A 14,087-nucleotide genomic window follows, 5' to 3' on the forward strand; every position below is an offset into this window, starting at 1 on the left:
GCGACTTGCCAACCGACTCTTCGCCGGGCGCCTTGCCGACGCGGGAGCACCTGCCGACTCCCGTGGCAGCGCACCCCGCGCATCCCGCAGCGCCGCCCGTCCTCGACATCGTCATCCCGGTCCACAACGAGGAGAAGGACCTCCCGCCGTCCGTGCGCAGGCTGCACGACCACCTCACGCGGACCTTCCCCTACCGCTTCCGCATCACGATCGCCGACAACGCCTCCACGGACACCACTCCCGAGGTCGCGGCCCACCTCGCGGCGCACGTGCCCGACGTGCGTCACGTACGCCTGGAGGAGAAGGGCCGCGGCCGCGCGCTGCGGGCCGTCTGGTCCGCGTCCGACGCGCCCGTGCTCGCGTACATGGACGTGGACCTGTCCACGGACCTCAACGCGCTGCTCCCGCTGGTCGCGCCGCTGATCTCCGGCCACTCGGACCTGGCGATCGGCTCCCGGCTCGCGCGCAGTTCACGCGTGGTGCGCGGCGGCAAGCGGGAGTTCGTCTCGCGCGCGTACAACCTCATCCTGCGCGGCTCGCTGCACGCCCGGTTCTCCGACGCGCAGTGCGGGTTCAAGGCGATCAGGGCGGACGTCGCGCGGGCGCTGCTCCCGCTCGTCGAGGACACCGGCTGGTTCTTCGACACCGAGATGCTGGTGCTCGCCGAACGCGCGGGCCTGCGCATCCACGAGGTGCCCGTCGACTGGGTCGACGACCCGGACTCGACCGTCCACATCGTCAAGACGGCGGCCGAGGACCTGAAGGGCGTCTGGCGCGTGGGTCGCGCCCTTGCGGTGGGCGCGCTCCCTCTTGACCGGCTTGTGCGCCCCTTCGGGGACGATCCGCGCGACCGCGCGCTGACGGGCGTACCGCGCACACTGCCCCGCCAACTCGTCGGCTTCTGCGTCGTCGGTGTGCTCTCCACTGTCTTCTATCTCCTCCTGTACTCCGCCTTCCGTACGTTCACGGGGTCGCAGGCGGCCAACGCGCTCGCCCTCCTCGTGTCCGCCGTCGCCAACACGGCGGCCAACCGGCGGCTCACCTTCGGCGTGCGCGGCCGTGCGCGCGCCGTCCGCCATCAGGCGCAGGGCCTGGTGGTCTTCGCCATCGGCCTGGCCCTGACCAGCGGTTCCCTCGCGGCGCTCGACGCGGCGGCCGAGGACGCCTCGCACGGCACGGAGCTGGCCGTCCTCGTCGTCGCCAACCTCGCGGCGACGGTCCTGCGCTTCCTGCTCCTGCGCGCGTGGGTGTTCCCGGACCGGCGTACGGAGCCGACGCCGGCCGGTACGGAGCCGACGCCCTCCCCCACGTACACGTACGAAATGAGGAACTCCCGATGACCACGACCAACCCACCCGCCGCCGCCCCCGTGGCGCTCCCCGAAGGGGCGCGTCAGGGGCACCGGCGCGCGGTCGGGATCCTCGCGCGGCTGTGGCGCGGGCGCGCCGACGACGCGCGCTGGGTGCGCCCCGCGTTCCTCGGCCTGCTGCTGGTCACGGCCGTCCTGTACGTCTACGACCTCGGCGCGTCCGGTTACGCCAACTCCTTCTACTCCGCGGCCGCGCAGGCCGGCGGCCAGAGCTGGAAGGCGATGTTCTTCGGCTCGCTCGACGCGGGCAACGCCATCACCGTCGACAAGCCCCCTGCCGCGCTGTGGCCGATGGCGCTGTCCGTGCGGCTGTTCGGCCTCAGCTCGTGGGCGATCCTGCTGCCGCAGGCGCTGATGGGCGTGGCCACGGTCGGGGTGCTCTATGCCGCCGTACGCCGCCGCTTCAGCGCGGTCGCAGGGCTCATCGCGGGCGCGGTGCTCGCGCTCACGCCGGTCGCCGCGCTGATGTTCCGCTTCAACAACCCCGACGCGCTGCTCGCGCTCCTGATGACCGTCACGGTCTACTGCGTCCTGCGCGCCCTGGAGCACGGGCGCACCAAGTGGCTGGTGTGGGCGGGCGTCGCGGTCGGCCTCGCGTTCCTCGCCAAGACGCTGCAGGCGTTCCTGATCCTGCCGCCGCTCGCGGTCCTGTACGCGGTGTGCGCGCCCGTGCGGCTCGGCAAACGCTTCGGCCAACTCGCCCTGTCCGGGCTCGCGATGGTCGTCGCGGGCGGCTGGTGGGTCGCGGTCGTCGAACTGTGGCCCGCGTCCTCACGCCCCTACGTCGGCGGCTCGCAGAACAACTCCTTCCTGGAGCTGACCTTCGGCTACAACGGCCTCGGCCGCATCAACGGCGACGAGGCCGGGAGCGTCGGCGGGGGTGGCGGGCCCGGTGGCGGTGGCGGCGGCCGTTGGGGCGACACCGGCCTCGGCCGGATGTTCAACTCCGAGGTGGGAAGCCAGATCTCGTGGCTGCTTCCGGCCGCGCTGATCCTGCTGCTCGCGGGCCTGATCGTGACGTGGCGGGCGCGCAGGACGGACACCGCGCGGGCGGCGTTCGTCGCGTGGGGCGGCTCGCTTCTGATGACCGCGGCCGTCTTCAGCTTCATGGCCGGGATCTTCCACCAGTACTACACGGTGGCCCTCGCCCCCTACCTCGCGGCGCTCGTCGGCATGGGCGCCACCGTGCTGTGGGAGGAGCGCGCCAAGTGGTGGGCGGGCGCGGTGCTCGGCGCGGCCGTCGCGGTGACGGCCTGGTGGGCGTACGAACTCCTCGGCCGTACGCCGGACTACGTGCCGTGGCTGCGGACGGCGGTCCTGGTCGCGGGGCTCGCGGGCGCGGCGGGGCTGCTGCCGGCTGCGCGCCTCGGCAGGCGGCTCGCCCCGGCGGTGGGGCTCGGCTTCGCGGCCTCGCTCGCGGGTCCTGTGGCGTACGCGCTGTCCACGGTGGACACCCCGCACACGGGGTCGATCGTGACGGCGGGGCCCGCGGGGGCGGGGCGGATGGGTGGTGGGCCGGGCGGCGGTGGTCCGGGTGGCGGCGGTGGTGGCGGGATGGGGATGCCTGGCCAGGGGCAGGGCCAAGGCCAGGGCCAGCCGCAGGCCGGGGGACAGCCTCCGGGGCAGGGCGGCCAAGGCGGTCAGCGCGGCCAAGTCGGTCAGCAAGGTCAGCCTCCCGGCCAACCCCAAGGCCAGAACCAGCAGCGTGGCCCCGGCGGCGGCACCCCCACCGGCGAACGCGCCCGACGCGGCGGCATGGGCGGCCTCCTCGACGGCGCCCAGGTAAGCACCAAGGCGAAGCAGCTCCTGGAGAAGAACGCGGGGGACTACACCTGGACCGCCGCCGCGATCGGCGCCCAGAACGCCGCCAGCTACCAACTCGCCACCGGCGACCCGGTGATGGCCATCGGCGGCTTCAACGGCAGCGACCCGTCCCCCACCCTCGCCCAGTTCAAGAGCTATGTGGCCGACGGCCGGATCCACTACTTCGTGGCAGGCGGAGGCATGGGCGGCGGCATGGGCGGCGGCGGCCGAGGCGGCAGCGAGGGCACCTCGTCGAAGATCACATCCTGGGTGGAGGACAACTTCACCAAGGTCACGGCGGGCGACGCGACGTTCTACGACCTCACGAAGCCCGCCGACTAAGTCGCTGTACACCGTAAGGGACTCTCCTCTACGGTGTACGTCTACCCATCGACGTACACCGTAGAAGAGAAGGAGCCCGTATGACGGCGACCACCGCAGACAACTCCGAGGCGGTCGCCGCGCCCGACGGCCGCCACCCGCAGCGCTGGCTGATCCTCGGCGTCATCTGCCTCGCCCAGCTCACCGTGCTGCTCGACAACACCGTCCTGAGCGTCGCGATCCCCTCGCTGACCAGCGAACTCGACGCCTCGTCGGCCGACATCCAGTGGATGATCAACGCGTACTCGCTGGTGCAGTCGGGCCTGCTGCTCACCGCGGGCAGCGCGGCCGACCGCTACGGCCGCAAGAAGATGCTGACCGCGGGCCTGGCCCTGTTCGGCATCGGCTCGCTCGCGGCGGGCCTCGCCCAGACCTCCACGCAGCTCATCGCGGCCCGCGCGGGCATGGGCGTGGGCGGCGCGCTGCTGATGACGACGACGCTCGCGGTCGTCGTGCAGCTCTTCGACGACGCCGAGCGCGTCAAGGCGATCGGCCTGTGGGCGACCGTCAACTCCCTCGGGTTCGCCGCGGGTCCGCTGCTCGGCGGCTTCATGCTGAACCACTTCTGGTGGGGCTCGATCTTCCTGATCAACATCCCCGTGGCGCTCATCGGCATCGTCGCCGTGGTCAAGATGGTGCCGGAGTCGAAGAATCCGCAGGGCGACCGTCCCGACCTGCTCGGCGCGCTGCTGTCGACCATAGGCATGGCCTCGGTGGTGTACGCGATCATCTCCGGCCCCGAGCACGGCTGGACCTCGGGGCAGGTCCTGGTCGCGGCGGGCGTCGGCGTGGTGGTCCTCGGCGCCTTCGCGCTGTGGGAGCTGCGGATCCCGTACCCCATGCTGGACATGCACTTCTTCCGGAACAAGCGCTTCATCGGCGCCGTGATGGGCGCGGTCCTGGTGGCGTTCGGCCTCGGCGGCTCGCTGTTCCTGCTCACCCAGCACCTGCAGTTCGTGCTCGGGTACGAGCCGCTGGAGGCGGGCCTGCGCACGGCGCCGCTCGCCGTCACCGTGGTCGTACTGAATCTGGTGGGCGTCGGCGCGAAGCTGCACGCCAAGCTGGGCACGCCCGGGACGATCCTGACGGGCATGACGATGCTGGCGGGCGGCCTCGCCGTGGTCGCGTCGTTCGGCGCGCACGACTACTCGGGCATGCTGGCCGGCCTGGTCCTGATGGGCGCGGGCATCTCGTTCGCCATGCCCGCGATGGCCAACGCCATCATGGGCGCGATCCCGGTGGAGAAGGCGGGCGTGGGCGCGGGCATCAACGGCACGCTCGCGGAGTTCGGCAACGGACTCGGCGTCGCCGTGCTGGGCGCGGTCCTCAGCTCCCGGTTCTCGGCGCTCGTCGCGGTGTCGGCGACGTCGTTCCCCGCGGCGATGGCGGCGGCCGGGTCGGCGGGCGAGCGGGAGCGTATCTCGGACGCGTTCTCCTCCGGCCTGGAGACGAGTCAGCTCGTCGGCGCGGTGGCGCTGTTCCTCGGCGGCGCGCTGGCGGCGGCGTTGCTGTGGCGTGCGGAGAGGGCAGACTCTGTGCAGCAGGCGGCCCCGGCCGCCGAGTAGAACACAGCAGAGCGAAGCACGGCACGATGACCAGGACCAGGAAGGTGCGCCATGACGAAGGCAGCCGACCGCGCGAAGCGAGCGGCCCGCACGAGCGTCTGGCTGGAGGGCAAGGCGCCGCGCGGCACCGGCCGCAAGGGCGCCCAGCCCAGCGGACTCGACCGGGACCGCATCACCGAGGCCACCATCCGGCTCCTGGACGCCGAGGGCCTCGCCAAGTTCTCCATGCGCAGGCTCGCCACCGAGCTGAACGTGACGGCGATGTCCGTGTACTGGTACGTGGACACGAAGGACGACCTGCTGGAGCTGGCGCTCGACAGGGTGGCCGAGGAGGTGCGGCTGCCCGCCGCCGAGGGCGACACCGGCACGGCGGCCGCGCCCGACGCGTGGCGCGAGGAGCTGCGCGAACTGGCCGCCGGATACCGGGACCTGCTGGTCCGCCACCCCTGGGTGTCGCCGCTGATCGGCGAGTTCCTGAACATCGGGCCGAACTGGCTGGCGTTCTCCCTCGCCATCCAGCGGGCCGTGAAGAACACCGGGCTCACGCCCTACCGGCAGAACGGCGCGATCGCCGCGGTGTTCCAGTTCGTGTACGGCTTCGGGACCATCGAGGGCCACTTCATCGCGCGCTGCGCGGCCGCGGGGATGACCCAGGACGAGTACTTCAGGGACGCCGTCGGCACCGTCAACGAGGAGCTCGCCGACAACGAGGCGGTGCGCTCCGCCGCGGAACTCATGGAGTCCCGCAGCGAGGGCACCGTCTCCGAGATGTGGGAACGGGACTTCACGATCGCCCTCGACCTGATGATCGCGGGCATCGAGTCGATGCTGGACCCGGCTGTGACGGCCGAGGGAGCCGCCGCCGGGGCCCCTGCGGGGGTCACCGAGGAGGGAAGCCCCCGGTAGCCACCGGCCCCCACCGCTCCGGAGTGATCCGGATCAGCGACTTGCCCTGCTTGCGCATCGCCTCGCGGTACTCGTCCCAGTCGGGGTGCTCGCCCGCGATGTTGCGGTAGTACTCGACGAGCGGCTCCACCGACTCCGGGGTGTCGACGACCTCCGCGGTGCCGTCGACCTGGACCCACGGGCCGTTCCAGTCGTCCGACAGGACGACCACGCTGACCCGTGGGTTCCGCTTGGCGTTGCGGGTCTTGGCGCGCTCGGGGTACGTGGAGACCACGATCCGCCCCGAGTCGTCGACCCCGCAGGTCAGCGGGGATGCCTGCGGGGTGCCGTCGGCGCGCGCGGTCAGGAGCAGCGCCTTGTGCCGGGGCCGGACGAAGTCCAGCAACTCCGCGAGGGACACGGTGGTGTTGGTGGCGATGTTCGGTGGCGTCATGACCGTGAGGCTAGACCTGCGGCAGGCTCTCGCCCTGCACCGCCTGGATGTCCAGCTCGACCTTCAGCGTCGTACCGATCGCGGAGATGCCCGCCTGGAGGACCTGGTTGTAGTTCATGGCGAAGTCCTCGCGGCGCAGTTCGGCGGTGGCGCGGAAGGCGGCGCGGGTGCCGCCCCAGGGGTCGGCGCCGGTGCCGAGGTAGGACAGGTCGAGGTCGACGGGGCGTACGACGCCGTGCATGCCGAGCTCGCCGCGCACCGTCCAGCGGTCGGATCCGGCGGGTTCGAGCGCGGTCGAGCGGTAGGTGATCTCGGGGTACGTCTCGACGTCCAGGAAGTCCGAGGACTTCAGGTGCCCGTCGCGCATCGCGTTGCCCGTGTCGACGGACGCGGCCCCGATCACCGCATCGACCCGCGACTTCTCCAGATCCTCGGCGATCTCGACGCGCCCCGAGAACTCGCCGAACCGGCCACGCACACTCGAAATCCCCAGATGCTGGGCGACGGCCGCCACGGACGAGTGGACGGGGTCGATGGTCCACGGTCCGGGCGGCGGCAGCTCCGTGCCGCCCGCGCGGGCGAGGACCACATTGCCGACGTCGGCCCGCCCGCTCGCGGTGACCAGAGCGGTGGCGGCGGCGGGCGCGTACCCGACGGCGGTGACGATGACGGTGTACGGCCCGGCGGCCAGCTCCGTGGCGTCCCGCACCACGCCCTCACCGTCGACTTCGGCGCGCAGCACCTGCGTACCCGTCATGTCGGTGACGGTGACGACCGCGTGCGGTACCGCCCAGCCGTCCCGCGTCCGAACCCGCCCACTGAGTCCCACGTTTATTTCTCCCCTTTTTGCGCCTAAACCGGCGCCGCTCTCGCGGACCAAATGCTCGCCGCGTTGGTTGCTCAATTGATGGTTGCGGTGGTCGTGCGCAGCAAAGACCTGCCCTGGTGGTGCGCAGCGCGCAATCGGCCCCCGGCGGTGGCGACCGGCCGTCCCCAACCGTCGCGCCGCCACCGTCCCGGGGGCCCTACCGCACCGCCCCGGGGCCGCGTCCGCTCAAAGCGCGGCCCCTGGGCGGGGTCAATCACTCGCCCGGGTGGGCGAGTTCGATGTCGTGCCCGTCGACGCTGCCGCCGGCGTTGCCGTCACTGCCGACCGTCAGGCCGGTGGCCACCGGCGGGTACCCGGTCGCGATGACCGTGTACTCGCCGCCGTCCAGGTCGGTGAAGGCGTACTCGCCGTCGGTGCCGGTCGTGGCGGTGGCCACGACGTTGCCCGCGGCGTCCACGAGGGTGACGCGGGCGCCGTTCAGCGGCTCGCCCGCGGCCCGCACGGTGCCGAGCACCCGCGCGCCGGAGCGCAGTTCGACCTCGACGCGGGTGACGCCCACGGTGGACACCTCGACGGGCAGCGCCACCGGCCGGTGCCCCGCCGCGTTCACGGCGACGGTCACGGGCCCGGGGACCAGCTCGGCGAAGCCGAAGTCGCCCTGTTCACCGGAGGACCCGGTGGCGAGCACGTCACCGCGCACATCGGTCACGACGACCATGGCGCCGGCCACGGGCAGCTTGGCGTCGGCGGTGCGCACGATGCCGGTCAGCCCGCTGGTGCCGCTGAGCAGCAGGTCGTACGCGAGGGGCTCCTCGCCGACCACGACGGTCGAGGCCTGCGGCTGGAAGCCGTCGGCGGAGGCGATGAGGACGTACGAACCGGCGCCGGGCGCGTCCACCGCGTACGAGCCGTCGTCCTGGGCGACCGCGCGCCCCAACTGCCGCCCGCCGAGCGAGATCAGCGTGACCGCTGCCCGCGGCACGGGCGCGCTCTCGGCGCCGCGGACGAAGCCGCGGACGGGGACACCGCCGGTGGCCTGCGCGGGCGCGTCACCGGAGCCGGTGCCCGCGACGGACGCCACGGCGGCGAGCCGCTGGGTGGCATCGGGACCGGTCTCGGCCGTGGGCCCGGTGTGCGCGGCCACGGAGGCGAGCACGGGCTCCTCGGCGGCCGGGGCGGCGGCCGAGACAGCCGGGGCCGCGGGAGCCTCAGTGGAGGACGACTCGGCGGCCTGCGCGACCGCCCCCGCCGACCGCAGCGGCACCTCCTTGATGAACAGCGTCACCAGGAACGCGGCGAAGGCGATCGGCGCGGCGATCAGGAACACGTCCGCGATGCCGTGGCCGTACGCGCTCTCCATCACCGTACGGAACGGCGCGGGCAGCGCGTCCAGGTCCGGGATGCCGCCACCGCCGGTGCCCCCGTGGCCGAACGCGGCGGCCTTGGGGCCGAGGTCGGCGAGGCCGTCCTTGACGTAGTCGGTGATGCGCGTGGACATCACGGCGCCGAGCGCCGAGACGCCCATGGCGCCGCCGAGGGACCGGAAGAAGGTGACGACGGAGCTGGCGGCGCCGATGTCCTGCGGCGCGACCTGGTTCTGCGTGCACAGCACCAGGTTCTGCATCATCATGCCGATGCCGAGGCCCATCAGGACCATGTAGATGGCGATGTGCCAGTACGCGGTGTCGTACCGCATGGTGCCGAGGAGCCCCAGACCGGCGGTCAGCAGCACACCACCGCTGACCAGCCACGCCTTCCACTTGCCCGTCTTGGTGATCAACTGCCCCGAGACGGTGGACGAGACGAACAGGCCCGCGATCATCGGGATCGTCATGACACCGGACATCGTCGGCGACTTGCCGCGCGCCAGCTGGAAGTACTGGCTGAAGAACACGGTGCCGGCGAACATCGCGACACCCACGAACAGCGAGGCGACCGAGGCGAGCGCGATGGTCCGGTTGCGGAAGAGCCGCAGCGGAATGATCGGCTCGCTGGCCCTGGACTCGACGAGCAGGAACAGCAGGCCGAGCGCGATCGCGCCGCCCACCATGGAGTACGACTGCCACGACAGCCACTCGTACTTCTTGCCGGCGCCGGAGCCCGCGAAGGTGACCCACACCAGGAGCAGCGACACGGCGGCCGTGATGAAGAAGGCGCCGGCCCAGTCGACCTTCACCTCCCGCTTCACCACGGGCAGCTTCAGGGTCTTCTGCAGCACGATCAGGGCGATGATCGCGAACGGCACGCCGACGTAGAAGCACCAGCGCCAGCCGAGCCACGAGGTGTCGGTGATGACACCGCCGAGCAGCGGGCCGCCGACGGTGGCGACGGCGAAGGTCGCGCCGAGGTAGCCGGAGTAACGCCCGCGCTCGCGCGGGGAGATCATCGCGGCCATGACGATCTGGGCGAGCGCCGAGAGACCGCCGACGCCGATGCCCTGCACCACGCGGCAGGCGATCAGCATTCCGGCGTTCTGCGAGAGACCGGCCGCGGCCGATCCGAGCACGAAGATGACCAGTGCTATCTGGACCAGCGTCTTCTTGCTGAACAGGTCGGAGAGCTTGCCCCACAGCGGGGTGCTCGCCGTCATCGAGAGCAGCGCGGCGGTGACGACCCAGGTGTAGGCGGACTGGCCGCCGCCGAGGTCACCGATGATCTCGGGCAGGGCGTTGGAGACGATCGTCGACGAGAGGATCGCGACGAACATGCCGAGCAGCAGGCCGGAGAGCGCCTCCATGATCTGCCGGTGCGACATCGGGGCACCGTCGGCGCCGCCGCCGTGCCCTCCGTGCGCTCCGTGCTTGGCATGGGCGCCCCGCACACCGGACGGTGTGGATGTTGCCATGGGCTTCCTTTTCCTGATTCTTACGCGGGTGTACGGGTTGTTTCCTCGGTCGCGTGCGGGGGCCCGGGGAGCCGGGCCGAGGCCACGCGGCAGTCCCCGAAGCTGGCACGCAGGCGTGCGAGCAACGCGCTCAAGTGGCCGACCTCGTCGTCGGACCAGTCGTGCAGGTAGTGGGCGAGCGTCCGCATGGACAGCTCGGACAGCTCCGCGAACTTGGCCTCGCCCGCGGGCGTGAGCCGCAGGATGCGCGAGCGCTTGTCCGCGGGGTCGGGGGACCGCTCGATCCAGCCGCGCTCCGCGACGTGCGCGACATGGCGGCTGGTCACCGACATGTCGACGGCGAGCAGCTCGGCGAGCCTGCTCATCCGCATCTCGCCGTGCCGCTGAAGGAGCGTGATCACGGCGGCGGAGCCGCCGGGGCAGTCGGCGGGCAGGCCCCGGCCGAGGCCGCGCTTCACGGCGCCGATGGCGCTGAGCTGGCGGGCCAGCTCCTCGTATTCACGCTGTGCGGCCACGGCCCCGCCCTCACTTTCGTTGCTTAGGGCAACCATAGAGACAGTTGGTTGCCGCAGGCAAACTAAAACTGGACCAACGGGCTAAAGGCCTGGTAAAGGTCTGGGACCCCACCCGTAAAGTCGCCGGTCAGCGGGGGTTGGGCCCGGCGGCGGGGATTCGCTAGGGTCCTGCCCCATGGCACACAACCCCCATGCCCCCCAGGGCGCCCCGGGCCCCGAGGGTCAGCACGACCCGGCGGGCTCCACTCAGATGTTCCGCGCCTTCGTCGACGAGACCCCGCAGGGCGGCCGCGCCCAGCGCCAGGCACCGGCCCCGGCGGGCCCGCGCATCGGCCTCATCCTCGGCGTGGTCGCGGCCGTCGTGATCGTGGCCGCGGTGGCCTGGCTGGCACTGAAGTAACGCTCCGGCTGAACCGGCCGAGGCGGGGCTCCGGCTGATCAGGCCGACCTGATCAGCTACTTCCAGTCCACGTCGACGTCGCGTGTCTCGATGTGCATGCCTAGCGGAACGCGCCACCAGTCGACGCAAATCGGCCAAGTCTTCTTCACGGTTTTCCCGGCCCCGATGGGCGCCGGGAGCTTCCGCGTGGCCTCGATCGTTCCCCAGTCCACGCCGAGGGCGCCGATGATGTGCGTACCGAGCGTGATGCTGCCCGAACGCACGGGTGAGCCACCGGCGTTGCGGAAGCTGAGGGTCACGTCCTCGCACCAGCGCTTCTCGGCGGGCCGGCGGCGGGGGTCGCCGACCTTGAGGGCGGCGGGGCGGGGTGGGGCGCTGGTGCCGGGCTTTTCGGGCGGGCGTGGACGGTCGTCGCCCGGGGCGCTGGGGCGGGTCCCGTTGTCGTCGTCGCCGTCACGGCCCGGTGGCGAGCTGTCCGGCGCGTCGGGAGAGCTCGAACTCCCGCTGCCGTCGGGCGATTTGCTGTCAGGGCTCGCGGGCTCCCCGGGACCGCCGCCGGACTCAGGGCTGTTGCCGCCGCCCTCGGGACCCGTGCTCTCGCCGCCGCCCGAGCCGCCCTCCCGGGAGGGCTTCCCGCCCGGACCGCCGGGTGAGGTCCCGGACGGCTTCCCGGAAGGCTCCCCGTCCAACGGCACGTACTCCACGTCCCCGCGGGGCGCCACGACCCCGCCAGGCCCCTTCTCCGGCCCGTCCCCGGCCGCGCCGGTGGCCACGTAGCCGTCGCGGCCGTCGCCGCCGCACGCGGCGAGCAGTCCGCCCAGACACAGCAACGCCGCCGAGGCGCCGACCATCGCGCCCCGGCGGCCACGTCCGCCTCTCCAAGCACCACGAAGCATCGCGCCAGTGTGGCTGACGCTCCGTCAATTAGGAACCCTGTCAACAGGATCCGTGCGAGCCGCAGGAGCGGTCACGTACCGCCGAAGCGGTCAGTCGCCGATGAGCCCTTCCCGAAGCTGCGCCAGCGTCCGCGTGAGCAGCCGGGAGACGTGCATCTGCGAGATGCCGACCTCCTCGCCGATCTGCGACTGCGTCATGTTCGCGAAGAACCGCAGCATGATGATGCGGCGCTCGCGCGGCGGCAGCTTGGCGAGCAGCGGCTTCAGGGACTCGCGGTACTCGACGCCCTCCAGGGCCGTGTCCTCGTACCCGAGGCGGTCCGCGAGGGAGCCCTCGCCGCCGTCGTCCTCGGGGGCGGGGGAGTCGAGCGAGGAGGCGGTGTACGCGTTGCCGACGGCGAGGCCGTCGACCACGTCCTCCTCGGACACGCCGAGCACGGCGGCCAGTTCGGGCACCGTGGGCGAGCGGTCCAGGCGCTGGGCGAGGTCGTCGCTGGCCTTCGTCAGGGCGAGCCGGAGCTCCTGGAGCCGGCGCGGCACGCGCACGGACCAGCTGGTGTCCCGGAAGAAGCGCTTGATCTCACCGACGACGGTCGGCATCGCGAACGTCGGGAACTCCACGCCGCGTTCGCAGTCGAACCGGTCGATCGCCTTGATCAGGCCGATGGTGCCGACCTGGACGATGTCCTCCATCGGTTCGTTGCGGCTGCGGAAGCGGGCCGCCGCGTACCGGACGAGGGGGAGGTTCAGCTCGATCAGGGTGTCTCTGACGTAGGCACGCTCGGGGCTGTCCTGGTCGAGGGCGGCGAGCCGCAGGAAGAGGGAGCGGGACAGGGTGCGGGTGTCGATGGCTCCCGGGGCCGGGGATACGGCCTCGGAACCCTTGAGCGCGTCGGGCGCTGAGTCGCTCGCACTGTCTTCGAGCGTGAGCGTGAGCACCTTCGAGCTGCCCTGGTCTGCGGACATGCCACCCCCTTGAGGTCGCGGACGGTCGCGGCCGGCGCTCCGCCGAAGGAACGCAGCCTCCACCTGAATACCGGCGGCGGGGCCCCGGCAAACGCGGTTCCAGCAGAATGTCACATGTCGGCAACGCGCTGTAGCTACTTGTCGACAAGTGAGGGTGACGTCCGTGCAGGAAAGAGGGGGTCTGGGACTTTTTCGGCCGTGACTCCGTCGGTAACGGCCAAAAGGCCGTTCCACCCGATACGGTTACGCCTCGATCCGATTTGCGGACCGAAGTCGCGCGAAGCTTCTGGCCAGCAGTCGTGACACATGCATCTGGGAAACGCCCAATTCCGCGCTGATCTGCGACTGGGTCAGATTGCTGTAGTAGCGAAGCAGCAGGATCCGCTGTTCCCGCTCGGGCAGTTGGACGAGCAGATGCCGTACGAGATCGCGGTGCTCCACGCCGTCCAGGGCCGGGTCCTCGTACCCGAGCCGGTCCACGAGGCCGGGCAGCCCGTCGCCCTCCTGCGCGGCCTCCAGGGACGTCGCGTGGTACGAACGCCCGGCCTCGATGCAGGAGAGCACCTCCTCCTCGGTGATCCGCAGCCGCTCGGCGATCTCGGCGGTGGTCGGCGAGCGCCCGAAGGCCGTGGTGAGGTCCTCGGTCGCCCCGGTGACCTGCACCCACAGCTCGTGCAGCCGCCTCGGTACGTGCACGGTGCGCACGTTGTCGCGGAAGTACCGCTTGATCTCGCCGACGACGGTGGGCATCGCGAAGGTCGGGAACTGCACGCCGCGGTCGGGGTCGAAGCGGTCGATGGCGTTGATGAGCCCGATGGTGCCGACCTGGACGACGTCCTCCATCGGCTCGTTGCGGCTGCGGAAGCGGGCGGCGGCGTACCGCACGAGCGGAAGGTTCGCCTCGATGAGCGCCCCGCGCACCCTGCTGTGCTCGGGGGTGCCCACGGTGAGCCCCTTGAGCTGGGCGAACAGGACCTGGGTGAGGGCGCGGGTGTCGGCGCCCCGGGTGCTCGGGGCCTTCACGGGTGGCCCTTCGGTCACCTGGGCGGGCAGTGCTTCGGGCGCAGAACTGGCCGGCACGGTCAACGCCACCCCTTCTCCCGCGAGTCCGGCAGAGCTCGATCAAGCCCGGTCGATCTCGGTCAACTCATCCGTCAAAAGCGGTCATAGCATCACAAG

12 protein-coding genes are annotated in these 14,087 nt (G+C 71.7%); 5 read left to right on the plus strand and 7 right to left on the minus strand.

All coding sequences use genetic code 11. The annotated features are described in order from the left end of the window. Positions 1 to 5 precede the first annotated feature (5 nt). The 4 genes from IEY91_RS13975 (at position 6) to IEY91_RS13990 (ending at position 6,024) form a co-directional block, all read left to right on the plus strand. A complete protein-coding gene (locus IEY91_RS13975) occupies positions 6 to 1,340 on the plus strand; it encodes a bifunctional glycosyltransferase family 2/GtrA family protein (protein WP_189174215.1) in 1,335 nt (444 codons plus the stop codon). Beyond that, positions 1,337 to 3,514: an ArnT family glycosyltransferase gene (locus IEY91_RS13980; protein WP_189174158.1), complete on the plus strand. Its 2,178-nt coding sequence runs from the start codon at positions 1,337 to 1,339 to the stop codon at positions 3,512 to 3,514. Before IEY91_RS13975 ends, IEY91_RS13980 begins: the two co-directional genes overlap by 4 nt. Before the next feature lie 80 nt (positions 3,515 to 3,594). Continuing rightward, positions 3,595 to 5,118 carry an MFS transporter gene (locus IEY91_RS13985; RefSeq protein WP_189174159.1) on the plus strand — a complete coding sequence of 508 codons (1,524 nt, stop codon included), beginning with the start codon at positions 3,595 to 3,597 and terminating at the stop codon, positions 5,116 to 5,118. Between the two features lie 51 nt (positions 5,119 to 5,169). Next, positions 5,170 to 6,024: a TetR/AcrR family transcriptional regulator gene (locus tag IEY91_RS13990; protein ID WP_229696933.1), complete on the plus strand. Its 855-nt coding sequence runs from the start codon at positions 5,170 to 5,172 to the stop codon at positions 6,022 to 6,024. Here the strand turns inward: IEY91_RS13990 and IEY91_RS13995 are convergent. The 4 genes from IEY91_RS13995 to IEY91_RS14010 form a co-directional block, all read right to left on the minus strand. Continuing rightward, on the minus strand, positions 5,999 to 6,457 hold the full coding sequence (locus IEY91_RS13995; protein WP_164323178.1) for a PPOX class F420-dependent oxidoreductase: 459 nt from the start codon (positions 6,455 to 6,457) through the stop codon (positions 5,999 to 6,001). The two genes, IEY91_RS13990 and IEY91_RS13995, sit on opposite strands and share 26 nt — an antisense overlap. 10 nt (positions 6,458 to 6,467) lie before the next feature. Next, entirely contained in the window at positions 6,468 to 7,286 is an 819-nt protein-coding gene (locus IEY91_RS14000; RefSeq protein WP_189174160.1) for a YceI family protein, read from the minus strand. A 253-nt stretch (positions 7,287 to 7,539) separates the two neighbouring features. Beyond that, positions 7,540 to 10,041 (minus strand): MFS transporter, encoded by a 2,502-nt coding sequence (locus IEY91_RS14005; RefSeq protein WP_506005019.1) that lies wholly within the window; start codon positions 10,039 to 10,041, stop codon positions 7,540 to 7,542. Between the two features lie 110 nt (positions 10,042 to 10,151). Next, complete coding sequence (locus IEY91_RS14010; RefSeq protein ID WP_373287941.1) at positions 10,152 to 10,682, minus strand: MarR family winged helix-turn-helix transcriptional regulator; 531 nt, start codon at positions 10,680 to 10,682, stop codon at positions 10,152 to 10,154. Between the two features lie 139 nt (positions 10,683 to 10,821). On the opposite strand from IEY91_RS14010, the gene IEY91_RS14015 reads away from it, so the two are divergent. After that, positions 10,822 to 11,046 (plus strand): hypothetical protein, encoded by a 225-nt coding sequence (locus IEY91_RS14015; RefSeq protein ID WP_164323184.1) that lies wholly within the window; start codon positions 10,822 to 10,824, stop codon positions 11,044 to 11,046. Between the two features lie 56 nt (positions 11,047 to 11,102). Here IEY91_RS14015 and IEY91_RS14020 read toward each other — a convergent pair whose 3' ends face one another. From IEY91_RS14020 to IEY91_RS14030, 3 genes are all read right to left on the minus strand, one after another. Next, positions 11,103 to 11,942 carry a hypothetical protein gene (locus tag IEY91_RS14020; protein WP_189174162.1) on the minus strand — a complete coding sequence of 280 codons (840 nt, stop codon included), beginning with the start codon at positions 11,940 to 11,942 and terminating at the stop codon, positions 11,103 to 11,105. 90 nt (positions 11,943 to 12,032) lie between these two features. Beyond that, positions 12,033 to 12,908: an RNA polymerase sigma factor SigF gene (locus IEY91_RS14025; protein ID WP_164323188.1), complete on the minus strand. Its 876-nt coding sequence runs from the start codon at positions 12,906 to 12,908 to the stop codon at positions 12,033 to 12,035. 243 nt (positions 12,909 to 13,151) lie between these two features. Continuing rightward, entirely contained in the window at positions 13,152 to 14,000 is an 849-nt protein-coding gene (locus IEY91_RS14030) for an RNA polymerase sigma factor SigF (RefSeq protein ID WP_164323190.1), read from the minus strand. Between the last annotated feature and the right edge of the window lie 87 nt (positions 14,001 to 14,087).

The organism is Streptomyces lasiicapitis (assembly GCF_014646335.1).
Taxonomy (GTDB): domain Bacteria; phylum Actinomycetota; class Actinomycetes; order Streptomycetales; family Streptomycetaceae; genus Streptomyces; species Streptomyces lasiicapitis.

Excerpts from the sequence above, each read along its gene's own strand:
- IEY91_RS13980 (WP_189174158.1), top strand. The coding sequence starts at position 1,337 with ATGACCACGACCAACCCACCCGCCGCCGCCCCCGTGGCGCTCCCCGAA.
- IEY91_RS13985 (WP_189174159.1), top strand. The coding sequence starts at position 3,595 with ATGACGGCGACCACCGCAGACAACTCCGAGGCGGTCGCCGCGCCCGAC.
- IEY91_RS13990 (WP_229696933.1), top strand. The coding sequence starts at position 5,170 with ATGACGAAGGCAGCCGACCGCGCGAAGCGAGCGGCCCGCACGAGCGTC.
- IEY91_RS13995 (WP_164323178.1), bottom strand. The coding sequence starts at position 6,457 with ATGACGCCACCGAACATCGCCACCAACACCACCGTGTCCCTCGCGGAG.
- IEY91_RS14005 (WP_506005019.1), bottom strand. The coding sequence starts at position 10,041 with ATGTCGCACCGGCAGATCATGGAGGCGCTCTCCGGCCTGCTGCTCGGC.
- IEY91_RS14010 (WP_373287941.1), bottom strand. The coding sequence starts at position 10,682 with ATGGTTGCCCTAAGCAACGAAAGTGAGGGCGGGGCCGTGGCCGCACAG.
- IEY91_RS14015 (WP_164323184.1), top strand. The coding sequence starts at position 10,822 with ATGGCACACAACCCCCATGCCCCCCAGGGCGCCCCGGGCCCCGAGGGT.
- IEY91_RS14020 (WP_189174162.1), bottom strand. The coding sequence starts at position 11,942 with ATGCTTCGTGGTGCTTGGAGAGGCGGACGTGGCCGCCGGGGCGCGATG.
- IEY91_RS14025 (WP_164323188.1), bottom strand. The coding sequence starts at position 12,908 with ATGTCCGCAGACCAGGGCAGCTCGAAGGTGCTCACGCTCACGCTCGAA.